Source organism: Gluconacetobacter brunescens (genome assembly GCF_048695475.1).
In the GTDB taxonomy this organism is placed as follows: Bacteria; Pseudomonadota; Alphaproteobacteria; order Acetobacterales; family Acetobacteraceae; genus Gluconacetobacter.
Genome location: NZ_JBLHEN010000002.1, coordinates 297,568 through 320,166, shown reverse-complemented (window position 1 = coordinate 320,166; position 22,599 = coordinate 297,568). Strand labels below are relative to the sequence as shown.

Sequence of the window (22,599 nt, the reverse complement as noted above, 5' to 3'; positions counted from 1 at the left end):
TTCAGGCTGCCCGGACCGGGCGGAGGGGAAGCTCCTCCAGCCCGAGTGCCTCTGCTGCCTGGATGATGTCGGTAAAATGCCTTCCATGCACGGGTGGGTATGACAGGACGGTGCGGATCGTCAGGGCGGGATCAATCACATAGACCGCGCGCTCCGCCATCGGTACGGCTGGAACGATATCGCCGATATCCTGCGTCACGCCCTGCCAGGCCCTGGCGACGCGGTTTGCATCCTGCTGGCCGACGATCGTGAAGCCCGGGCCGTGCGGGCTGCTGTCGTCGTGGCAAGGGGAGAGGCCGAGCAGCCGGACCGGTTGCGCGCGGGAGAGCGCCCATGCTCCGGCGCGGCGTAACCCATCCAGGTCGTAATCGGTCGGATGGGTAATGACGATGCCCCAGCTTCCGCGCAGCCAGGCATGGAAGTGAATCTGGCCCGCTGTGGTCTGAACCGTAAAATCAGGGGCCTGCCATCCCGGGAACAGGGTCATTGCAGTTTCTCCTGTTCAGCGGGGTTGGGCGATGAGGCGCAGATAGGGGCGCAGGGTCTTCCAGCCATTGGGGAAAAGGGCGTGGGCCTGCTCGTCGGTGACCGAGGGGGCGATGATCACGTCGTCGCCCGCTTGCCAGTTGGCGGGGGTCGTGACCTTGTGGCGATCCGTCAGTTGCAGGCTGTCCAGCACACGCAGGATTTCATCGAAATTGCGGCCCGCTGACGGCGGGTAGGTCAGGGTCAGCCGGACCTTCTTCGCGGGGTCGATGATGAAGACCGTCCGGACGGTCACCTTGGGGTCCGCCGCCGGGTGAATCATGTCGTAGAGGGCCGCGACCTTGCCGTCGGCGTCGGCGATGATCGGGAAATTGACTTTTGCCCCTTGGGTCTCGGCAATGTCGGCCTCCCATTCCGCGTGACTGCCGACCGGATCGACGGACAGGCCGATGACCTTGGTGTTCCGCTTTGCCCATTCCGGTGCGAGCTTTGCGACGGCCCCCAGTTCGGTGGTGCAGACCGGGGTGAAATCCTTGGGGTGGCTGAACAGGATGCCCCATGAATCCCCCAGCCATTCGTGGAAGCGGATGGGGCCGATGGTCGTTTCCTGCTCGAAATCCGGTGCGACGTCGCCGAGATGAATGCCCATGATACCGGTATCCTTCCAATGAGGCCCCGATCTGGTGGGGTGCTCGATAACGAGCATATATCGTTATATGAAACATTCAACGAAAAATTTGGTATTATAGGGGCCGTCGGCGATGCGCCGGGTGAGGTTGTTGCTAGATGGGACGATGAAAGGGTGGCTCTGGTGTGGGGAAAGGGGTACGAAAAATTTTCAAAAAACTTAATTAAATTAAGATGTTTATGGGTGTCAGTTTAAAACTCGCGTTAATAACATAAATGTAAGTGATATGATTTATCATACGAACGTGTGATGTTTTAATCTTGACGGGACGCGGGATGCCTGTATCGTTCCCTTATCGCCATCGGGATATGGCGTGATCATCCGGAGTGTGGAGTCCGATGACCCTCATGAATGCGCGAATGTGTCGCAACGACCGATGTAGTGCGCGATGGGCCGGCCATATGGGGCTGGCGCCCGCCCGATAATGCGCCGGCGGTGAGTGCTGCCGGCGGACCCGCGCAAGCGGAACGACAAGGCAGCAGGCAATGTTTGAATCACGGATCGTCGAAATCGAAGGCACGTTTCTGGGAGCGCTGATCGTGGAGGCTGACCGCAAGACGCGGCGCTTCTATGCCGCGCATGACAGCGTGCGCCTCCTCCATAATCGGGTTCTGGCCGAACCGGACGAACTGACGCGGCAGGTGGTGTGGCAGTTTCGTCGCGCCCATGCGGACGGGTTGGCCCAGGCGCGGTGATCCGGACGCGATCTCTTCCGTCTTTGGAGCGGAGACGGGAACAGGTGATGGATGCGGACATCACCAGCCTGCGTGCCTATTTCGAGCGGGGCGGGGTGGATGCGGCGGCGGTGGATGCCGCCGCTCCGTCGGTCTCGCCGGCGGGTTTGTGGGAATTGATCCGGGGCGAGGCCCGGGCGCATCGCGACCCGGTTTTGCGGGACCTGACGCGGCCGAGCATTCTTGACCAGCCGGATTTCGCAACCGCGCTGGCCTATCTGCTCTCGCGCAAGCTCAGCAATGATCTGGTGCGCAAGGCGACGCTCTTTGCCCTGATCAGGGATTTTCAGATCAGCTATTCGCCGGCGGTCGATATGGCGGTTGCGGATCTGGCCTCGCTCCGCGAGCGCGATCCGGCGGCCAGCGGGCTTCTGGTGCCGTTCCTGTTTTTCAAGGGCTTTCATGCGATCCAGTCCTATCGGGTTGCACATTGGCTGTGGCATGAGAACCGCCGCCCGCTGGCGCATTATATCCAGGGGCGGGCGTCGGAAGTGTTTGCTGTGGATATTCACCCTGCCGCGCGGCTAGGGCAGCGGATCATGTTCGACCACGGGACCGGCATCGTGGTGGGCGAAACGGCGGTGGTCGAGGATGACGCAGCCCTGTTGCAGAACGTCACGCTGGGCGGGACCGGGAAGGAAGCCGGTGACCGGCATCCCAAGGTGCGGCGGGGCGCGTTGATCGGAACCGGGGCCAAGGTGCTGGGCAATATCGAAATCGGCGAGGGCGCCAGAGTGGGTGCCGGGTCGATCGTGCTCAAGCCCGTTGCGCCGTTTACGACCGTGGTGGGTAATCCGGCGCGGGTTGTCGGCGCGCCGCATCGGGGCTTGCCCTCGCTGACCATGGATCAGAGCCTGCCGGCCATCGAGTATGAAATCTGATTTTCTAAAGAGGAATTTTTAAAAAACTCTTACGGGTTGTTTGAAAAGTCGGCCTGCCGAGCGAGCGTGCTGCGAAGCGGCACGCCCGGCGTGTATTTTCGAGCATCGGAACGGAGCGGCCTTGATGGCCGTGAGCACCGAAGCGCAGGAAATGCGCGTTGGATCGCCGGCAGGGTGACTTTGTAAAAAGCCTCTTACAGATCTGGCTGTAGCTGCACGATATGCACCATATCGGCGAGGGTGGCGCCGGGTTGCGCCGCCGGGGTGAGCAGGATGATGGCATGGCGGCCGGCGCGACCGCCATGGCCGTCCTGGACGGTGATTTCGGCCCGGAAGCTGCTGGGTCGGTTCACGTTGCCTGGGAGCGGAGGGGGCATGGGCTCGCCTGCCTTGCGCATGGCCTGCCGCACCGTGACATCGGCCTGTGTGATATCGGGATCGTTTGGCTGCGTGACGGAGAGATGCGGTGTGAGGGCGCGCAGCAGGCCCGGAGTCATGCCCAGGACCAGTCCGATCTCGTCGATTGTCTGGAAGGCGGCTTGTGGCGGACGGTAGGTCAGCCCTGCGGCCAGATAGCGGGCGCGCATGTCCGCGACGTTTCCCTGTGCGCTGCTGCGCCATTCCACCATGTTGGCTGCGATTGTCGCCGCCTGGCCGGCTGTGGCGCCGCATGCCTCGATCAGGGCGGCCAGCAAGGGGCGGGGGGCGGTGTTTGGATTGATCAGGCCGGCTTCGCTGCGCAGTCGCGTGGTGAGGGTGAGGCCGTCCATGCGCGTGACATAGGCGCGGCCGTCCTGGGCCCAGTGTGCGACGGAACGGTCCATGGCGTGAAAGATTGCCTGCCAGACGGCGCCATCCGCGGCTTCCTGCATCTGGGCTGAAAGCCTCAATGCACGAACGCTCCGCAGTTCGGCGCCGGCTGTCGCGATGACGATGGAGACGAGCAGCGACAGCCCCACCAGCGTCCACAGCACGATCAGCAGGGCGAAGCCGCCCTGGCGGTTGTGCGCGTTCCGTGGGTGGACGCGGCTGGTCACCGGTCCAGCCCGACCTGCCGGCGTAGTGGCCGCAGGGGATCGGCACTGCCGGTCGTGTGCATCGGTGTCAGTTCATCGGGCACGTTCGCGGCATTGGGGTGGGTGTCGCGCAGATCTTCCATCAGGCTGACCGCGTCGCGCTCGTCATGGATGACGTGGGGGGTGATCAGGATCAGCAGTTCGGTGCGTTGGCGGCTGTTGTTCTGGCTGCCGGCCAGGAAACCCAGGATGGGGATGTTCTTCAGCCAGGGAATGCCGCTATTGGCGCGGCTGGAATTCTCGGTGATCAGTCCGGCCAGCCCGACGGTCTGCCCGTCCTGCACCACGACGCGCGAACTGACCGAGCGGTCGTTGAAGGTGGGGTTGGTACTGGTGCTCGTGGTCGTGACCGGCGAGGTGTTGCTGACTGAGCTGACCTCCTGCGCGATGTCCAGCGTGACGAGGCCGGCATGGCTGACATGGGGGGTCACTTCCATGATCACGCCGGTCGGCTGGTAGGTGAACTGGTTGTAGATCGATGTGCCGATCGTGCTGGATTGCGAGCCGATCTGGACCGGCACCAGTTGCCCGACCTGTAACCGGGCCGGGTGGTTGTCCTGCACCATCAACTGCGGTGAAGACAGGACATGCACGGTGGTGACGTTTTGCAGCGCGTCGATCGCGAACGGTGCGCCGCCGCCGCTGGCGCCGCCGATGATGAAACCGGGCAGCGTGTGGCTGAAGGCGGCGGTGGCCAGCGTACCGGTGGTGATCGTCTGGCTGTTGGTGCTGAGTACGCCGTTGATGCCGCCGGATTTGAAGAAGAACTGCGTGCCGTATTGCAGCGCGTCGTTGAGCTGGACCTCTGCCACCACGGCGTCGATCCGCACCTGGAGGGGCATGATGTCGATGCGGTTCAGCATCAGTTCGACATTGTCGCTTTCCTGATCGGTGGCGTAGACGAGGATCGCGTTGTGCTGGCCGTTGGAGATGATCCGCATGCCCTGAGGGCGGGATTCGGTGCTCGCGGAACTGTCCAGTCCGCCCAGCAGGGGGTTGTTGAACGGCGCTGCCTGCTGGCCGGCGCCCGTCGTGCCCTGGGTTCCGCCCTGCGCGCCTGCCTGGGTGAGGCCGGTCGTGGCGTTGGCGCCCGATCCGCCGGCCATGCCCGCGCTGCCACCCAGGCCGCCCACACTGCCGGCAGTGCCGCCTGTGGCGCCGCCGCCCAGGTTGCCCATGGCGTTGCTCATGCCGCCGGTGAAACCGGTCTGGGCCAGTTGCGAGGCCGTGCCGGAAGCGTTGCCGGGGGGGAGGGCCGTGATATTGTCGGGCGTGAAAGCCTGCTGCAGCGTGTAGGTGACGTCGTTTACGTTGGAATTCTGCACGTAGAAGATGTGCCAGGACCGGATCGTGGCGCGGCGGTTGCGTTCGATCAGCGCGAACAGGCGGCGTGCGTCGTCGATATAGCGCGTATTGCGTGCGACGATCAGCACCGCGTTGACGCGGGTGAGCGGCAGGACCTGCACGATCTGTGCCAGGGAGCCGCCGCTGCCGTGCAGAGCCGTCTGCAAGACCGATGCCATATCCTTGGCTGTTCCCGATTCGACTGGAAGCAGGGCATAGGACTGGCTGCTGAGCCAGTCCACGTCGAACGCGCGGATGACTTCGACCAGCGCGTTGCGTGCCGTCGGGTCGCCGCTGACGATGACCGCGTTGCTGCTGTCGATCGGTGTGAGGCGGGCGCCGGACTGGACGAAGGGTTGCAGGGCGCGTGTCAGGCTGGCGGCCTCGGCGTAGCGCAGCGGGACCAGAATATTGCCGCCCAGGGCGGGGTTGTCGGTCATTCCGGTTACGCCGGCTTGAAGATTGCCGGATTGGGAACCGGCCTGTGGGCCCTGGCTTGGGACGATGCGGTACAGCCCGTCGCTGCGCAGCAGCACGGCCTGGACCTGGGCCAGGATCATCTGCAATGCCGGGAGCACCTGTGCGTTCGTGAGGGGGGCGGAAGTGTGCAGCGTTACTGTTCCATGCACCGCCGGGTCGATCGTGTAGTTTACATGCAGGATATCGGTCAGGATCTGGGTTGCCGCATCGCGGATGTCGGTATCGGCGAAGTTCAGTGAGATCTGCCCTTCGCCGGCCGCAAAACCGGAGGGGCGCAGGGACGGTATTGTGTTGCGGCCGTAACTGTATTGCACCTGCCCTGATGCGTCGGTCGTGCCGATCCGTCCCTCGGCGCCCTCGGGTGCCGGGGTGGCCAGCGGGAACGCGCCGGACAAGGGCCTGACCCGTGGCGGGCCATTGTCACATCCCGCCACTGACAGGCACAGGGCCAGCGTCGCCCGGAGAGGTGTTGTGCGACGAGGCATCGTGCCTTCGGGCATGCGGCGCTGCGTCGTCATGCCTTCGAGGGCGCGGATCAGGATATGCATCGCATGGGACCTCGTTATTGATTTTCCGGGCGGGAAGGGGCTGGTGCGGGCGGGGTGTCGCCCATCCGGTTGTCGGTTCGGCGGTCGCGGTCAGGGCGCATGACGTGTTCGCCCGCCATGTCCCGGACCCGGATCGTGCCGTTCTCGATCGCGACGATCCGCCATGGGCCGATGAGGTCGCCCACATCGGCGATCTGGCCGCGATCCTGTCCCGGGATCATGAAAATGGCGCGCCGCCGGCCGCTGCCGACGACGATGCCCGTCAGGCGGGGCGTGGTATCGCCCGTGCCGGGCATGTCAGCCGGGCGGCGGGTGGGGCTGAACAGGGGGCGCGCCAGGATCGTCTGCTGCCATGAGTCGATCCGGGTGCTGTCCGGCAGGTTTGGGGCGTCCTGCGTGGGTGGGGCGGCAAGCGCCGGCAGCATGCCGAGGCCGAGCATCATCGTCGCCAGGCAGGCGGTGAGGAAGGAGCGGAGATGGGATGCGCCCGTCATGGGGTGTCCGTCCGCGACGGGGTTGCTGCCGGGGTACCGTCCGTACGCCGGAAGGCGTGGAGGATCATGTCGCAATCCAGGAGGGTGGATGCACCGTTCGTGTCCTCGGCGCCGCGCAGATGCAGTCCGTCGATCACGATCGCCGGGGTGGATCGTTCCAGCCGGCTAAGCAGCCGGATCAGCGTGGGGAATGGCGCTGTGACGACGATATGCAGGCCGATCCGCCGATAGCGCCCGGCCGCTGCCGAGGGCACGTTCTCGATGCTTGTGATCTCGGCTTCCGTCGCGGTGGCGATCTTTTGCAGGATGTCTTGCAGGTTGGCGCTGGCGACGGCGTCGGTGGGACCGTCGATCAGTTGCGCGGGGCCGGGGAAGGATGTGGCGGTCTTCTGACGCAGGGCCGGCAGGGCGCTGGCCAGCCGTTCCATGCGGGTGAGCGTGGCGCGTTGCAGGTCCAGTCCCTGCGCGCGGTCGGCATAGAGGGTCCAGACGGGGCTCAGCACAAGAAGCCATGCCAGCCCCAGCGCGAGTCCCAGCATGCAGAGCGCCAGTGCCCGCCCCCGCCTGCCTTCGGGCAAGGTGCGTGCCAGCGTCAGCAAGGATGTCATTTCGTGGTTCATGCTCCGGCCGTTCATTGTCCGACATCGACGCGAATGGAGAACGCGCTGGTATTCCGGCCGGTTATGCGGGTGACCGGTGCGACGAAGGCGGGGTTGCGGAAGACCGGTGTGCGGCTGAGGACCTGAATCAGCCCCGTGGCCTCGGGCGATTGGCCGCTGATGATCAGTTGCCCCTGACGGAGGCTCAGGTCGGTCAGGAAACTGTTGTCGGGCAGCATCTGCGTGGTTGCCGCCAGCACCGCCATCGGGTCGCCCCATTGCCGGCGTGTGGCGGCGATCACGGTCTCGCCGGCCTGGCGATCCTCGGCCTGGTGGCGGAGCATGGTTGCCTCCATCGCCGCCGGACGCAGGGCTGCGATCCGGGCCGACAGGGCTGCCTGTTCGGTGGATTGGCGCCAGAACAGAAGTGCGATCACCATTGCCGGTAGCAGGGTGGCTCCGGTCGCTGTCATGATCCGGGGGTCTTTCAGGCTTCGCCAGGACGATCGGGTCGTCTTCAGCGGGATGCGTATCGATCGGGTTGCGTCTTCCAGATGGTTCGGCTGGATGCCGAGCGGTGCGAGCAGGCGCAGGGCCGGGGTGACGGGGGCGCGGAGTGTGAGCGACAGCAGGACGCGCAGTTGATTCAGCGCGGCATCCCGCCGGACGATGGCGTGGCTGTAAAAGATTGCGTCGGCGGAAAAGGGGGTCAGCCGGTCCATCTCATAGGCCAGGACGCCGTCGAGATCGGGTTCGGTGGCGGCGGGCAGGGTGAGTTCGCGCTGCATGACCATTCCGGGCGGCAGGTGCAGGATCGTCTCGGACGGGTGGCTTCGGCCTGACAGGACGGATTGGCAGGCGGCTTGCGTTTCGGCATCGCCGGCTTCGGACTGGCCGAGCGTGCCCAGCGCCGTGTGATTGCCCTGCCGTTCCAGCGAGAGGGCCAGCGCGTGCCCGTTCCATGCGGCGATCAGCCGGGGGCGGGACGACAGTCGGGCCTGCCGGATTCGTTCCGGGATCAGGCCGCGGATCTGTCGCCACCACCAGGCGAACAGAATCCTGCCGATCATGAGGGGTGCTTCATGATGGCGGTTGCTATTGCGGCATCGGGTCCAGCAGGGGGGATGCGACGATGTCCGGCCAGTGCCGGGGATCGCCGTCGGGGAAGCGAATGCGGATGCGCACCAATGTCGGCAGGTGGTCGGCTTCCCATGTCGTGTTCCAGTGTCCGTTCGAGAAATAGGCGCACTCCAGGTCCGCAACGTTTGTCAGCAGCGTTTGCTGCCGTTCGGGTGCGGAAGGGGCGATCACATGGCGATAAGGGAGCCAGATCAGGAGCAGGCGATGCCGGCCATCGACCGACAGGCGGAGGTCGGCCTGTGTGTCGGGTTGGCCACCCAGGGCGATCGGCAGCGTGCCGCGCAGCACCAGCCCGTGCGCCTGCCCGACGAAGAGGGGGCCTTCGCGGCCCGCTCCGGGATCGGCGCGTGTCACCAGCCCGCGCAGCAGGCGATCGACGGCGCCCAGTTCGGCCTGGGAGGCCAGCAGGCCGTGCTGGCGTTCGAACAGTATCGTCGCCGTCTGGAACCCCTGTTGCAGGATCAGCAGCACCAGTGAGAGCACCGCCAGCGCGATCAGGATTTCCAGCAGGGTAAACCCTGCTTGTCGGCGGCCGGCGGCGGTCATGGACCGGCTGCCCGCGTGGCCAGCCGCAGGGTGCTGAGGGCGACTGCCCGCCGACCGGAACCGGTTGAGGGATCGGGCCAGGATTCGGTGATCTGCACCTGGTACAGCATCAGGCCGGAGGATGTGCCGGTTGCCGTTTGTGCGGGCGCGATCCGGACATGCCAGTGAAAAGCGCTGCCGTCGTCGCCATCCTGCTCCAGCGGCGCGACCTGCATACCGTGGCCGATCGCTGCCATATGCGACTGGGCGCGGGAGAGGGCATCCTGCATGCGGTTGGACAGTTGCGTGGCGGCGACGCCGTCCAGCATGCCTCGGTAGGCGACTGCCAGTGCCAGTGTCACGATGACGAAGGCGACCAGGACTTCGATCAGGGTGAAGCCGGCCTGTTGGCCGGATTGATGGGGAGCGGTCATGGCCCCTCCACGCTGGCGGCGCCGGTCAGCCAGTTGATCCGCAGCACGACATGCCGGGCGCCTTCGACCAGCGCGGTCGCGGGGCCGGTCGCGCTGCCGTCGGGGTGGAAGGCGAAGCGGGCGGGACCGGCGACCGATACGCCCGTGGGCAGGGCATGGCGGGTGCCCTGTTGCAGCCCGTAATCCCGGTTGGCCGCGTCGATGGTGAAGATTTGTGTGGTGCCTGAATAGATCGCCAGCATCCTCGCCTCGCGCATGGCCGACGCGATCTGCTGCGCCGAGCCGCGCAGATCCAGCGTGACCGAATGAAACGGTCCGCGCCCGATCATGATCGTGCCGATCAGGCCCAGGATCAGGACGACCACGATCATTTCGATCAGTGTGAAGCCGGTCTCTCCGGGGTGGGCGGGGCGTTTATTGTGCAAGATCGTTCAGGCTCAGCATGGCCAGCAGCAGCGAGGAGACGATCCCGGCCACCAGCAGGCCCATGATGATGGTGATCGCGGGTACCAGCAGCGCGACCAGGCGCTGGATGGCGATGCGGGCCTGATCTTCGTGAATGTCGGCCGCGCGCAACGCCATGGGGCCGAGCTGGGCCGTTTCCTCGCCCAGCCGGAGCAGGTGGACCATGCGGCGAGGGAAGATCGCCGCGGCTTCCAGCGTCGTGGCCAGTCCGTATCCGGCCTTGGCGCTCTGCGTTGCCGCGTCGATCGTGGCGATGGCGGCGCGGTTGGTGGTGGCCTCGCGGACGATGGCCAGCGCCGTCAGGATCGGCACGCCGTTTTCCAGCAATGTGCCCAGGATACGGGTGAAGCGGGCGGCCAGGATTTCGCCGATCAGGGGGCCGGCGACCGGCAGGGCCAGCAGCCAGCGATCCACCCTCAGCCGGATGGGTGGGCGGTGAAGGAGGGCGCGGCCCAGCAGGGTGAGCACCAGCAGGACCGGTGGTATGGCCAGCCCGTCATGACCCAGCCAGTTCCCTGCCCGGAGCAGCATCCGCGTGGAGGCGGGCAGCGTGACGCCGTTCTGGGTGAACAGGGGGGTGAACTGGGGGAGGACGGTGGTCAGTAGCAGGGTAATCGAGCCGATGGCCGCCAGGGTGAGGATGGCGGGATAGATCATCGCCGACTGTACCGTGGTGGCCAGGGCCCGTTCGCGTTCCAGCAGCAGCGCCAGCCGCTCCATGGTCGGCGCCAGGTCGCCGGTGGCTTCGGCCGCGCGGACCATCCCGAGATACAGGCGGGGGAAACTGCCGGGATAGTGGCCCATGGCCGCGTGCAGGGCGCGGCCGTCGCGGACCATCGTGCGCACGCCCTCCAATACGCGGCGCACCCGCGGGCGAGGGCTGGTTTCCGCCAGGAAGCGCAGGGCGCGGTCGATATCCAGCCCGGCCCCCAGCATGACCGCGAGTTCGCGCGTGATGGCCGCAAGTTCCGCGCGGCGCAGGTCGGGACGGCGCAGTGTCAGGCCGTCCAGCACTCTTGTCGGGGCGAAATGTGCGGGGGCGCCGATCCGCATCGGGATGTGGCCCTGACGACGCAGGGTAGCCAGGACCGCGCCTTCGGTTTCGGCTTCAAGGGTACCGCGGATCAGCGTGCCCTGTGCGTCGACGGCGGTGTAGGCGAATTCGGCCATGCGATTGCCTCTCCGTCAGGTGCCGGCGCGGACGCTGCGGGTGACGTCTTCGATCGTCGTTTCGCCGCGCAGGGCGGCTGCCAGGCCGGCAGTGAAGATCGGCACCATGCCGGCGGCGATGGCCGCCCGCTCGATCGCCATGTGATCGCTGCGCGAGAAGATCAGGCGCTCGATCGCCTCGTCCGGTTCCAGCAGTTCGGCGATCGTCTGGCGGCCGCTATAGCCTGTGTGGCGGCATCGGGCGCAGCCGACGGCGTGGAACAGGGTCACGGGGGTGTCGCCGGCCAGGCGGCGCAGGTCGAGCCGTTCCACCAGTTCGGGCGGCGGGGCGTAGGGCGTCTTGCAGGTGTCGCACAGCCGGCGGACCAGCCGTTGCGCCAGCACGCCGCGCAGCACTGCCGTGAGCAGGTAGTCCTCTACCCCCATGTCGCGCAGGCGAATGATGGCGGCGGCGGCCGAATTGGTGTGCAGGGTGGACAGGACGAGATGCCCGGTCAGCGCCGCCTGCACCGCGATCTGGGCGGTTTCGATATCGCGGATTTCGCCCACCATGATCACGTCGGGGTCCTGACGCAGGATGGAGCGCAGCAGGGTGGCGAAGGTCAGGCCGATCTGCGGGCGGACCTGAACCTGATTGATGCCGTCCAGCTGGTATTCGATCGGGTCTTCGATCGTGACCACCTTGCGCGTGACGGTGTTGAGGTCCGCGAGGCCGGTATAGAGCGTTGTGGTCTTGCCCGAGCCGGTCGGGCCGGTGACCAGCACGATGCCGTTCGGCTGCGCCAGCAGGGCACGCATGCGGGTGACGATATCGGGTGCCAGGCCCAGCGTGGCGTAGTCGAAGCGGACGCTGGAGCGGTCGAGCACGCGCAGCACCACCGTCTCGCCGTATAGTGAGGGGATGGTGGAGACGCGGAAATCGATCTCGTGGCCACGGACGGCCAGCTTGATTCGTCCGTCCTGTGGCAGGCGCCGTTCGGCGATGTCCAGGCGGGCCATGATCTTGATGCGCGAGATGATGGCGGGGATCAGTTGGGCCGGTGGGCTCTCGACCTCGTGCAGTACGCCGTCATAGCGGTAGCGCACGCGCAGCCTGTCCGCGAACGGTTCGATATGGATGTCGGAGGCGTGACTCTCCACCGCGCGGCCGATGATCTGGTTGACCAGGCGGATGACCGGTGCCTCGGAGGCCAGGTCCTTCAGGCGTTCCGCGTCGTCCTCCAGCGGGGCTTCGTGATCCTCGGGCGGGGCGGTGTCCTCGGCGCGGGGGTAGAGCCGGTCGAGTGCTGCTTCCAGTTCGATCGGCACGCCGACATGGCAGGCCACGCGCAGTCCGGTGGCGGCCGCGATCGACGCGGGCGTGAAGCCGTCCAGAGGGTCGCGTAGCACCAGTGAAAGGATATCGCCGCGCACGGCCAGCGGTACCGCGTGGGCGTCGCGCAGGAAGCGGGCGCCGAGTATGTCCGCCAGCACCGGTTCCTCGGGGTAGTGGTCGGGTGTCACCAGGGGAATGTGCAGCAGGTCGGCGTAGGTCTGTGCCATCTCCTGCTCCGAGACCAGGCCCAGTTGCAGCAGGATCTGGTCGAGCCGCCCGCCACTTTGCTCCGCCGCGCGGCGGGCGCGTTCGACGGCACGCTGGTCGCAGCGTCCGCGTGCGACCAGCAGGCTGGCCAAGTCGTCGACCGACGCGGCCACCGGGGGACCATCGGTCTTGATGGGACTATCCATGGAACGGGTAAGCCGTTTGCCACAGCCAGGTTCCCCACAGCGACGCGGCGAGGCCGGGGCCGAAGGGGATGGGCATGTTGCGGTTGATCCTGCCGCGCGTGGTGACGAGGACGGCGCCCAGTGTCAGGAGCGCCGCCCCGCACACCACCATCGGCAGCGCGGCCGGCCCCAGCCATGCTCCGCCGGCCGCCAGCAGTTTCGCGTCGCCCAGCCCCAGGCCATCATGGCCGCGCAGGCGGCGGTAGGACAGTGCGAGGGTGGTGAAGATGCCGTAGCCCAGCAGGGCTGCCGTGGCGTGCGTCAGGACCATGGCCCATCCGTTCGTTGCGGCCAGGATCAGTCCCGCTGCCGTCAGCGGCAGGGTCAGGATATCGGGCAGGCGGAACGTCCGGAGGTCGATCGCGGCGAGGACCAGCAGCCACCAGCCGAACAGGCAACCGCGCCAGACAGCCGCCGCCGCGAGTGGCCCCGGCGCGCCGCCCTGCCAGGTTGCCAGCACGGTCAGGGCGGCGATTGCCAGGGCGAGGATTTCCATGGCCGGGTGGAAACGGTCGATCGGAGCGCGGCAGGTGCGGCAACGGCCCTTCTGCGCCAGATAGCTGAGCAGGGGCACCAGTTCCCATGCCGTCAGCCTGGTGCCGCAGCGGGGACAGGCCGAGCGTGCCAGAATCACGGGTTCGGCGCGGGGCATGCGCCAGGCCAGTACGCCCAGGAACGACCCGATGAAAGGCGCCAGTACCAGCGGCAGGGAAGGGGACAGCAGCATCGGCGGTGCGTCAGGGATTGCAGATCATCGTGGCGCGATCGGCGGTGTTGCCGCTGGAGCCTGCCGAGCACAGATCATAATCATGCCCCGGCCGGTCGGACGGATTGCGATAGATGTAGGGGTGATGCCAGGGATCCAGCGGGTCGGTGCCGTCCTTTACGTAGGGGCCGTTCCAGTTCTCGGCGCTGGCCGGTCGGGCGATCAGGGCGTGCAGTCCGTCTTCAGTGCCCGGATAGCTGCCTGTGTCGAGCCGGTACAGGTCCAGCACCTCGCCCAGCCGTTGGATCGACTGGTGGGCGACCGAATTGCGGGCGCCGCCCAACTGGCGCAGCGCGGCCGGTGCGACCAGGCCGATCAGGAGGCCGAGGATCGCGATCACCACCAGCAGTTCGAGAAGGGTGAAGCCTTCATCACGGCGGGAGAGAGAGAGGGGAGCAGATTTCGGCATCTTGAGCCCGCTTTGCTGTGATATGGAACGAGGCCGCCGCATCAGGGCCGGCATCCGGAACGGAAGGGGCGGACCCTGCCATGGCGATTGCATATGTCGGCTGCATGGTGTTCGCGGCGTCGCTGTACCATCTGCCGCCGCGTATCCTGCCGTCGATCCAGGCGGTGGAGGCCGGGCGGAACGGGCTGGTGCATCACAACGCCAACGGTACGGACGATCTGGGCGTCATGCAGGTCAATACGCGCTGGATCGATCCGATCGCCCGTTTCACCCATGTCGCTCCGGAGGTCGTCTATCGGAATCTGCTGGAGCAGCCTTGCTATAATATCAGCGCGGCGGGGGCGATCATGCGCGTGTATCTGAACGAAACGCGCGGCGACCTGATGCGGGCGGTTGGCAATTACCATTCTCATACCGTCCTTTTGAACGAATCCTACCAGGCGATGGTGCTGGCCTGGGCGCGGCGCCTGTTCCAGCCGGCGCGGCCATGACGGTCGGATGGTCATCGGGCCGATGCCGAGATGCGGATTCCGGTGAAGTGCGTGCGACCGCCATCGGAAAAGAGCGATACGCGGTCGCTGCCCGCCGGGGGAAAGACCAGGTCGGTCATGCGGAGTGCGCCGCCATTGGCGAAGAGTTCGACCGAATTGCGGTCGACCACCAGATGCAGCGACAGCACGCCATCGGGCGCGGACAGGTGGGCGATATGCGTCAGGCTGAAACGGGGCGAAAATGCTACTTCGCCGGAGTGGCTGCGATCGAGCGTGAGATTTCCCGTGGTGAAATCGTAGCTGATGACGGTTCCCGTCCTGCCGTCCGGACTCTGTCGCACCACGATGCCGGCGCGTACCGCGTCGCCCCGATGCAGCGTGACGCGGATATCGAGCACGTCGCCGACCAGGGGGACGCGCCAGGTCTGGCTGGAGCCGAGGTCCCGGTCGGCGAACGCGGCGATGCCCTGTCGGCGTATCAGCTCTTCATAGGTCGGGGTTGGGGTCTGGATCAGGGTCGGGTGCCCGTCGACCGTCTTCAGGGCCAGTTGGACGGGGAGCGTCGCCTGCCCGCGCCAGGGGGCGGTGGGGAGCGTGGAGGCGTAATCCCAGTTGCTCATCCATCCGATCAGCAGTGGTGCTTCCGTGCCGGTATTGGCGAAGCGGATTGTCGCGTACTGGTCGGCGCCGTGATCCAGCCAGTCATAGGCGGAGGGGTCGGAGCCTTCGGGGGGCAGGGCGTCGGGCGTGAAGCGGGTGCCGTCGAACCGGCCGACGAAATATTGCACGCCGGATCCGCCCGCGATGCTCCAGGGATTGACGCTGACGATCATCACCCAGCGTGGGTCGTGCGGGTTGCCGTCGAGGGAAAGGGGGATCAGGAGCGGCATTTCCCACAACATGCCGGGCTTGCGATAGCCGGAAGGCTGGAAATCGCTCAGGAACGACCAGTGCAGCAGGTCGGTCGAGCGGTAGAGCTTCACCAGTTGGGCATCGGCGACCACCGTCGTCATGATCCAGCACTGGCCTTGCGGATACCAGACCACCGAGGGATCGCGGAACTGCCGGGATTCCGGCTCCAGGGTCAGGATCGGATTCTGCTCGTAGGACCGCCAGTGCGCGCCGCCATCCAGGCTGTAGGACAGGGATTGGGCTTGCGTTCCGTCGGGGTGCGCGGGATTGCCGTGGAAAACCGAGGTGTGAAAGGCCAGCAGCGGTGGTGCGGAGGCGCTGCCCAGCCCTGAACTGTTCCGGCTGTCATAGACGACCGTGCCGGAAAAGATGTCTTCGTTCGGGCTGGAGGAGATGGCCACGCTCTCCTCATGCCAGTGCAGCAGATCGGTGCTGGTGGCGTGCCCCCAGGACATCGGCCCCCAGACCATGCCGGCCGGATTATACTGGTAGAAAAGATGATAGGTACCATCGAGCAGGAATGGCCCGTTCGGGTCGTTCATCCAGTGCTCGGCCGGTGAGAAATGCAGTGCGGGCCGCCATTGGGGCGTCGCTGGGTCCTGCGCCTGTGCGTGGGACGAAAGAATCAGAACGAGGCATGCCGCTGCCAGCCCGTGATATCGACGGGCCGTATCCAGCGGGACTGTCTGATCGGATCTTTTCATCTTCTGTGGCATGGCTCTCAGGAACCGGATGGCCGGCCCTTCCGGGATTGCCCCGGAAAGGCCGGCCTGGCCTGGGATCATTGGTTCGTGTTGACGAAACTGTTGACCTGGCCGGTCGTGTTCGACCGGATCGAGATATTCTGCCCGATCAGATCCTGGATGAAGGCACGAACATTGATGGCCGCACGGTTGGCGGGGATATCGCCATAGCCGCCCAGTCCGCCATTGCCGTAGCGCAAATCGACGATCGAGGCGTCGGAGCGGATCGCTACCTTAACTGTTGGTGACAGCGTGCCGCCGCGACGGTTTTCGACCGTGTCGATAAAGGATTCGACCAGGCCACCCGGCATCACATAATGGGAGTAGGACTGGAACGCCCGGGGATTCTGCTGCGGATTGGCATCATAATCGGTGCCTGCCGCCTGGTTGAGGTCCGTCGGGTTGCCCAGCACCAGGCCGCTGCCGTAGTTCATGGGCTGGAAGTCGCTGCGGATGCCGTTGCCGACAAAACCGTACACGCCGTCTGGCCCATCAATCCCCGCTGCGTAGGTCGTGCGGTGGCTGATGGTGAAGATGTAGTATTTTCCGTTCTTTATATACATCTGCGGACGTTCGGTCTGATCGTTGACGCAGTTGGCCGAGATCAGGGGAGTCAGGAACTTCCATTTCGACATCGAGGCATTTTCGGCCACGGCCAGGCCGATCGCCGCTTCCTGGTAATAGGCGCCGCTATCGAGCACCTGCTGGACGGTTTCGGCGTGCGGATCGTTCGGGCGGTAGCCCAGATCTTCGGCGGTGCAGTTCGGGGTGCCGCGCTGGCTGGCGGTATTGCCCTCGAAGACCATGTAGTTCACGCCGGGATGCTTCGGATCCTCGAAGGTGAACGGATCGCGGAAATTGTAATACGGGTTCTGCGCGCCGTTCTGGTACAGCACGCCATCGGGACGCAGCAGGGGCGTATGGGTGGTAAAACCGGTGAACCAGACATGGTTGAAATCGGCATGGATACGCCCCAGGCTCTGGGTGATGACCGCCTGGGCGGGGGTGATGTCCTGGCCGCTCGCATCGCGGTTGAAGGCCATGTCGGTGTAGAACAGCGACACCCTGTTGTCGTTCGGGTCCAGCAGGCGCAGCGAGCCCGACCATTCCGCCGTGAGCGTGTAGGTGGTGCCGGTAAAGACCTGTTCCTGCGCGCCTTCGGGGATCAGGAGGCCGCCATAGATCCAGCCGCCGTTCGCGGGGCGCCTGGAAACCGGGATTCCGGCGCGGCGATAGAAGAAACCGATGCGGGCATGGGTGTGGCGATCATCGAAGCCGTAGCCGGCATTCTTGTCCGCTGTCAGGCAGAAGATGACCTCCCAGCCGTTATAGCTGAACTGATTGGCGTGTTTGTCGATCAGGGTCCAGGTGTCCCATACCCAGACATCGGGATTGATCGTTGGGAAATCTGCTGGAATATCAGGCATGATCAGTTGCGCGGGCAATGAGTTCTGCCCCGCCGGCACCGATGGGTTGGAATGCGCCTTGATCTGCAATGCGTCGGCGCGCGTCCAGCGCGCCGTGAAAGTTCCGTCGGGCTCGTAGGCGCGTTGGGTATGGATGGTCGGCAGTGGGAAGCCAGGCACGCCCGCCAGCGAGCGCCCGGGGAACATCCGGCCCGCATGGGGCATCATGCCCGGATGAGGGGCGACACGGAGGGCCTCTCGCCGGGCATCCGGCGTTGATTGCGCGAACGCTGTCTGGCTGGCCAGGGCGGCGATCAGCGATCCGGCCACGGCCATTCTGAATACTGGCTTTTTCTGGCGTATGTTTGCCATATCACCCTCCTTCCGCATGAAGCGTGCTCGATGAAGGAGACGCTTCATGACAGTGTATTTTTTCAACAAATATTTGATTTATAAAAAGTTTTTGTTTTTCTTCCTTGGGAGCAAGGCTGAGGAGATCACTTTTTGGTTACAGGAGTCAAATTTAATTTAATGTCGAATTTATGGAAAAATTGTGTCACTGAGAATCAAAAAATTAATATTTTATAATACAGATAATATATTTTATGAAGAAATTTTCATTTCCGTTAATTTTTAAGAAAAAAATCGTCAAATTTTTGGAATTCAATTGTGGCGATGTTATTTTTTATTATTCTTCCTTCGAGGCCAGGATTCGTGGCTGTCGGACCCTCGAATGTATCGCGGCCGTGGTCGGAGGACCCCACCTTCCGACGGATATCCGAGAAACGATGGGAAGAACCCCATAGTTCCCACCCGGCGCTGCGAGCGGAACGTGGCGGGGCTGCCGCGAACGCCTCACGTCATCTGCCACATGTGTCGGGGGTCATGATCCGTCAAGGCAGGAGGGTGTCCGATTCTCAAGTTTCGAGGGAATAGCGGGCATGATGCCTGTCCAGGGTATGATCGGGAGACGGCCTGTATTCCGAACGGGATTGCCGGACTGAACCGTGCGGATCAGGAATATCGCGTCAGGCAGTCTTGTGCCCTTTGCGGGCACGTCCGGACCGACCTTGCGCTGTTATCATTCGTTACCCTCTCCATCCTTTCCGCGCCGGCGTGGGATCTGCGAAGAAGGGCTGAATGGAGCGGGGATGTGACATCATGAAGACGACCATGCGCGGCTGGTCCTGCCGCTGTTGCCAGGGCTGAGGGGTGCGGCCATGACCGGGACGGTCGCAATCGTCGGAGGCGGAGCGAGTGGCGCATTGGCGGCGATCCATCTGGCGCAACAGGTCAATCCGCCGAAGCTGGTGGTGATGGAGCCCCGGGCCGAACTGGGTCTGGGCATTGCCTATGCGACGCATAGCCCCCGTCATCTGCTGAATGTGCGCGCGGGGAACATGAGCGCCTTTCCCGATGCGCCTGGTCATTTTCTGGACTGGCTGCGGCGGGAACACGATCCGTCGGCCGATGCGGGCGTGTTCGCGCCGCGCATGGTCTATGGGCGCTATCTCCGTTCCTTGGCGGCCCGGTCGGGCGCTGTTCATTGCCGGCAGGGTGCGGTGGGATTGACGGTGGAGGGTGATGAGGCATCGGTCGCCTTGGCCGACGGTGGGAGCGTTCGGGCCGGGCGCGTCGTGCTGGCATTGGGACATTTTCCGCCGGTCGACCTGCCGCGTATCAGTGCCGAAGCGCTGTCGGCGGGCCTCTATCATCGCGATCCGTGGCGTGATTTTGCGCTGCCGTCCGATCGTGATGCGCCGGTCGTGCTGATCGGGACCGGGCTGACGTCGGTGGATATGGTGCTGCGCCTGCGGGAGAACGGGCATCGCGGGCCGGTGACCATGGTGTCGCGGCACGGTCTGCTGAGCCTGGGGCATGCGGCCTGCGACCCGTGTGCGCGGCCTGTCGTGCCGGAAGGGACGACGCCTTCCGCCCGTGCCTATCTGAGGGCGTTCCGCGAGGCCGTGCGGGGTGGGGCGCCGTGGCGGGCGGCCATCGACAGCCTGCGCGGGACCAGCAACACGCTATGGGCGCGCCTGCCGGCAGGCGACAAGGCGCGGTTCAGGCGGCATCTCTTTCATTACTGGAGCGTTGCGCGCCATCGCATGGCGCCATCCATCGCCGAACAGGTGGAGCGGGAGCGGCGGTCGGGTCATCTGGCCGTCCGCCGGGGGCATGTGCGGGACCTGGATATCTCGGACGGTGTCGCGCGACTGACGATCGTGACATCACGGGGAACGGAGAGCCTGGCCGCCTCATGCGTCATCAACTGCACGGGGCCGGTCACCGACTACCGGCGGGTCGATTCTCCGCTGCTGCGGACGCTGTTTGTGGACGGACACGCGGTTGCCGGGGATATGGGGGCGACGCTGGCGACTGATGCGCACGGCGCGCTAGAGAGTGCGTCCGGCGCGTGTTCGCGCGTGCTGTACGGGATCGGGCCGATGCGGGCCGGGACCCTGTTCGAAACGACGGCGATTCCCGAGATCCGGCAGCAGGCCCGCGATCTGGCGCTTTATCTGACAGGGATGTGTTCGTAAGCGGCGCTGTCGCGCGGGCGGCACCGGCGGGTATCGGGCGTGAAAGAGTGGACAATAAAATCGTCGGTTGCGATATATAACAGGAGGCCATCGAACCGTCCGGGTGATATCCTGGCCTGATGATCATGGTAGGGTGGCCGAAATAAAAAATTCTTGTTCAGATCGGATCTGCATAATTGACGGCATGAATGCTCTATATTTTTTTATTCTTTGAATGCCGATGCTGTAATTCACCGCGAATGCATTTGAAGGTTCCACGATGACGATGCTGGAGAATGGTGCGGTGGCCGCGCAGACGATGCGCGATATCGCGGCCGTGGTGCCCATCCTGCCGGAAACGGCCGTCGGTGGGGATGCCATGCAGTATTTCGAGAGTGATCCCGACCTGCTGTATGTTGTGATCGTCGATCAGGGCGGGCGCGCGCTGGGGCTGGTCGACCGCCATACCTTTCATGTGCGGATGGCTGGGCAGTACGGATATTCGGTCTACCATCGGCGCCCGGTCACGCTGCTGATGGACCCGCGCCCGACCATCGTGGAGGCCGACGTGCTGGTGGCGGACTTTCTGCCGCGGGCCCTGGGGGCGAACCCGTCGGAACTCCTGCTTGGCTTCATCGTCGTCGAGCGCGGGATCTGCCTGGGGGTGGGATCGGCCATCGATCTGGTCCGTCACGCGCATGCCGCCAAGCAGACGGCGCTCTCCGAACTGCGCATGGCGACGGACAGGCTCCATGAGGCGAACGAGAAGATCCTGCGTGACAAGCTGTTCATCGACCGGATCGTCCAGAATGTGCCGTCGCCGCTGATCGTCCAGTCGGTCGTGGATGGGGACGTCATTCTGATGAACCGCGCGGCAAAGCTGTTCGGGGACTCCGCCCTGTCTGAAAGGACGATCGGCATGGCATCGTGCATGACGGATGCGGTGCCGGCGGATGACGGGCAGGCGACCATGGAATGTTCCCTGGACGACCCGCAGGGAAACCGGCGGGACCTGATCATCAATCGCCTGCTGATTGCCGATCAGTCGGGAACGCCGCTGTGGGATCTGTATGTTTTTGATGACGTGACGGTTTACCGGGATAACGAGCGGCAGATCGAGCGGCTGGCCCATTATGACAAGGTGACCGACCTGTGCAATCGCCGGCTGTTCAGCACGCGGCTGGAGGCGTTGTGCGGCGAGAACAGGCATGGTGTTCTGTTCTATATCGACCTTGATTATTTCAAGACCGTGAATGATGTCCATGGCCATGCTGCGGGGGACGCCCTGCTGCGCCTGGTGGCAGGCCGGCTGCGCGACCACAGCCGGCCCGGCGACCTGATTGCGCGCCTCGGCGGGGATGAATTCGCCATTCTATGGCCCAATATCGCCTCGCCGTCGGAAATCGACGGGCGGATGACGCCGCTTCTGGCGTCGCTGAGCGCGCCCTATCAGGTGGGCGACAAGCGGATCGTGATCGGGGCCAGCATCGGGTCCGCCCGTTTTCCCGAAGATGCCGACAGTGCGGAGACCCTGCTGCAGCACGCGGACATGGCGATGTATCGCGCGAAGGCCCAGGGGCGAAACCGCTTCGCGCAGTTTCAGGCCACGTTGAGCGAAGAGGTGAGGAGTGCCGCGATCCTGACCGGGGAACTGCGCGATGCGCTGGCGACCGATGCCCTGACCGTGCATTTTCAGCCGATCTACGATCGCACGGGCCGCCAGGTGATGAGTTGCGAGGCCCTGGTGCGCTGGCGCCACCCGGTGCATGGGCTGATCATGCCGGACCGGTTCATCGCGCTGGCCGAGCAGAACGGGCTGATCCACACGCTGGGGCAACGGGTTCTGCAGGCTGCCTGCCGGGAGGCGGCGACCTGGCCGGCCGGCTTGAGGGTGGCGGTGAACGTGTCGCCGATCCAGCTCGGCGACGCGGCCTTTCCCGACATGGTGATGAGAACCTTGCGGCAGACCGGGCTGCCGGCGCATCGGCTGGAAATCGAGATTACCGAAACGTCTTTCCTGAAAAATGAAAAATCGAATCAGGCCGCGCTGCGCAGGCTGGTCGAGATCGGTTGCCGGCTGGTGCTGGACGATTTTGGGACCGGCTATTCCTCGCTGAAATATCTCTGGTCCTTTCCATTCAGCAAGATCAAGATCGATTGCGGATTTGTCCAGGCGATGTCGCAGGCCAAGGTCCTCAAGGTCACGCAGACCATTCTCGGCCTTGCCCACTCGCTGGATCTGTGTGTCACGGCCGAAGGCGTGGAGACGGACGAACAGCACCGGCTTCTTGCCGGGATGGGCTGCGACGAGGTTCAGGGCTATCTGTTCGCGCGGCCTCGACCGGTGGAGGAACTCTTGTCGTGTCTGGGTGTCTGACCGGAAAGTCGGGCTGGTGAGCGGGAAGGGCGGGACCTTGCCGGCTTCCTGTTCGGGATGCTATGTTTTACCGGTGAAATTTTCTTTCATGATTTGAATGAATTACCGTGCGATTTTGCATCGTATTCTGATGATGTTATTA

General features: G+C 64.7%; 21 protein-coding genes. 5 read left to right on the top strand and 16 right to left on the bottom strand.

Features of this window, described 5'->3' with window-relative positions; genetic code table 11:
• Position 1 precedes the first annotated feature (1 nt).
• Positions 2 to 487 (bottom strand): thioredoxin domain-containing protein, encoded by a 486-nt coding sequence (locus ACMAUO_RS13760; protein WP_420357552.1) that lies wholly within the window; start codon positions 485 to 487, stop codon positions 2 to 4.
• Positions 488 to 502: 15 nt separating this feature from the next.
• Entirely contained in the window at positions 503 to 1,135 is a 633-nt protein-coding gene (locus tag ACMAUO_RS13755; protein WP_420357551.1) for a peroxiredoxin, read from the bottom strand.
• A gap of 524 nt (positions 1,136 to 1,659) precedes the next feature.
• Here ACMAUO_RS13755 and ACMAUO_RS13750 point away from each other — a divergent pair.
• On the top strand, positions 1,660 to 1,869 hold the full coding sequence (locus ACMAUO_RS13750) for a hypothetical protein (RefSeq protein WP_420357550.1): 210 nt from the start codon (positions 1,660 to 1,662) through the stop codon (positions 1,867 to 1,869).
• A gap of 47 nt (positions 1,870 to 1,916) precedes the next feature.
• On the top strand, positions 1,917 to 2,789 hold the full coding sequence (cysE, locus tag ACMAUO_RS13745; RefSeq protein ID WP_420357549.1) for a serine O-acetyltransferase: 873 nt from the start codon (positions 1,917 to 1,919) through the stop codon (positions 2,787 to 2,789).
• Between the two features lie 194 nt (positions 2,790 to 2,983).
• On the opposite strand, the gene ACMAUO_RS13740 is transcribed toward cysE, so the two are convergent.
• Genes ACMAUO_RS13740 through gspG form a run of 12 tightly spaced genes read right to left on the bottom strand, consistent with a single transcriptional unit; the run spans position 2,984 to position 14,006 of the window.
• Complete coding sequence (locus ACMAUO_RS13740; RefSeq protein ID WP_420357548.1) at positions 2,984 to 3,826, bottom strand: type II secretion system minor pseudopilin; 843 nt, start codon at positions 3,824 to 3,826, stop codon at positions 2,984 to 2,986.
• On the bottom strand, positions 3,823 to 6,237 hold the full coding sequence (gene gspD / locus ACMAUO_RS13735) for a type II secretion system secretin GspD (RefSeq protein ID WP_420357547.1): 2,415 nt from the start codon (positions 6,235 to 6,237) through the stop codon (positions 3,823 to 3,825). The genes ACMAUO_RS13740 and gspD overlap by 4 nt, the downstream gene beginning before the upstream one ends.
• Before the next feature lie 14 nt (positions 6,238 to 6,251).
• A complete protein-coding gene (locus tag ACMAUO_RS13730) occupies positions 6,252 to 6,731 on the bottom strand; it encodes a hypothetical protein (RefSeq protein ID WP_420357546.1) in 480 nt (159 codons plus the stop codon).
• Positions 6,728 to 7,339 (bottom strand): type II secretion system protein GspM, encoded by a 612-nt coding sequence (gene gspM / locus ACMAUO_RS13725; RefSeq protein WP_420357545.1) that lies wholly within the window; start codon positions 7,337 to 7,339, stop codon positions 6,728 to 6,730. Before gspM ends, ACMAUO_RS13730 begins: the two co-directional genes overlap by 4 nt.
• Before the next feature lie 23 nt (positions 7,340 to 7,362).
• Entirely contained in the window at positions 7,363 to 8,400 is a 1,038-nt protein-coding gene (locus ACMAUO_RS13720; protein ID WP_420357544.1) for a PilN domain-containing protein, read from the bottom strand.
• Between the two features lie 25 nt (positions 8,401 to 8,425).
• The gene (locus ACMAUO_RS13715) at positions 8,426 to 9,016 is read right to left on the bottom strand and encodes a prepilin-type N-terminal cleavage/methylation domain-containing protein (protein ID WP_420357543.1); all 591 of its coding nucleotides are present in this window, start codon (positions 9,014 to 9,016) and stop codon (positions 8,426 to 8,428) included.
• Positions 9,013 to 9,429: a type IV pilus modification PilV family protein gene (locus tag ACMAUO_RS13710; RefSeq protein WP_420357542.1), complete on the bottom strand. Its 417-nt coding sequence runs from the start codon at positions 9,427 to 9,429 to the stop codon at positions 9,013 to 9,015. Before ACMAUO_RS13710 ends, ACMAUO_RS13715 begins: the two co-directional genes overlap by 4 nt.
• The gene (locus ACMAUO_RS13705; protein WP_420357541.1) at positions 9,426 to 9,854 is read right to left on the bottom strand and encodes a pilus assembly FimT family protein; all 429 of its coding nucleotides are present in this window, start codon (positions 9,852 to 9,854) and stop codon (positions 9,426 to 9,428) included. The genes ACMAUO_RS13710 and ACMAUO_RS13705 overlap by 4 nt, the downstream gene beginning before the upstream one ends.
• Entirely contained in the window at positions 9,844 to 11,064 is a 1,221-nt protein-coding gene (locus ACMAUO_RS13700; protein WP_420357540.1) for a type II secretion system F family protein, read from the bottom strand. Before ACMAUO_RS13700 ends, ACMAUO_RS13705 begins: the two co-directional genes overlap by 11 nt.
• Positions 11,065 to 11,079: 15 nt before the next feature.
• Positions 11,080 to 12,792: a GspE/PulE family protein gene (locus ACMAUO_RS13695; protein WP_420357539.1), complete on the bottom strand. Its 1,713-nt coding sequence runs from the start codon at positions 12,790 to 12,792 to the stop codon at positions 11,080 to 11,082.
• A complete protein-coding gene (locus ACMAUO_RS13690) occupies positions 12,785 to 13,558 on the bottom strand; it encodes a prepilin peptidase (RefSeq protein WP_420357538.1) in 774 nt (257 codons plus the stop codon). Before ACMAUO_RS13690 ends, ACMAUO_RS13695 begins: the two co-directional genes overlap by 8 nt.
• Positions 13,559 to 13,568: 10 nt before the next feature.
• Positions 13,569 to 14,006 carry a type II secretion system major pseudopilin GspG gene (gspG, locus tag ACMAUO_RS13685; RefSeq protein ID WP_420357537.1) on the bottom strand — a complete coding sequence of 146 codons (438 nt, stop codon included), beginning with the start codon at positions 14,004 to 14,006 and terminating at the stop codon, positions 13,569 to 13,571.
• 80 nt (positions 14,007 to 14,086) lie between these two features.
• Here gspG and ACMAUO_RS13680 point away from each other — a divergent pair, with 80 nt between their 5' ends.
• A complete protein-coding gene (locus ACMAUO_RS13680; protein ID WP_420357536.1) occupies positions 14,087 to 14,497 on the top strand; it encodes a lytic transglycosylase domain-containing protein in 411 nt (136 codons plus the stop codon).
• Between the two features lie 11 nt (positions 14,498 to 14,508).
• Here ACMAUO_RS13680 and ACMAUO_RS13675 read toward each other — a convergent pair whose 3' ends face one another.
• Both ACMAUO_RS13675 and ACMAUO_RS13670 read right to left on the bottom strand, forming a co-directional pair.
• Entirely contained in the window at positions 14,509 to 16,113 is a 1,605-nt protein-coding gene (locus tag ACMAUO_RS13675) for a glycoside hydrolase family 32 protein (protein WP_420357535.1), read from the bottom strand.
• 77 nt (positions 16,114 to 16,190) lie between these two features.
• The gene (locus ACMAUO_RS13670; RefSeq protein ID WP_420357534.1) at positions 16,191 to 17,930 is read right to left on the bottom strand and encodes a glycoside hydrolase family 68 protein; all 1,740 of its coding nucleotides are present in this window, start codon (positions 17,928 to 17,930) and stop codon (positions 16,191 to 16,193) included.
• Between the two features lie 848 nt (positions 17,931 to 18,778).
• Between ACMAUO_RS13670 and ACMAUO_RS13665 the strand changes: the two genes are divergently transcribed.
• Both ACMAUO_RS13665 and ACMAUO_RS13660 read left to right on the top strand, forming a co-directional pair.
• Positions 18,779 to 20,101, top strand: coding sequence for an FAD/NAD(P)-binding protein (locus tag ACMAUO_RS13665; RefSeq protein WP_420357533.1), 1,323 nt, complete (start codon positions 18,779 to 18,781; stop codon positions 20,099 to 20,101).
• 259 nt (positions 20,102 to 20,360) lie between these two features.
• Positions 20,361 to 22,457 (top strand): putative bifunctional diguanylate cyclase/phosphodiesterase, encoded by a 2,097-nt coding sequence (locus ACMAUO_RS13660; RefSeq protein ID WP_420357532.1) that lies wholly within the window; start codon positions 20,361 to 20,363, stop codon positions 22,455 to 22,457.
• Positions 22,458 to 22,599 lie beyond the last annotated feature (142 nt).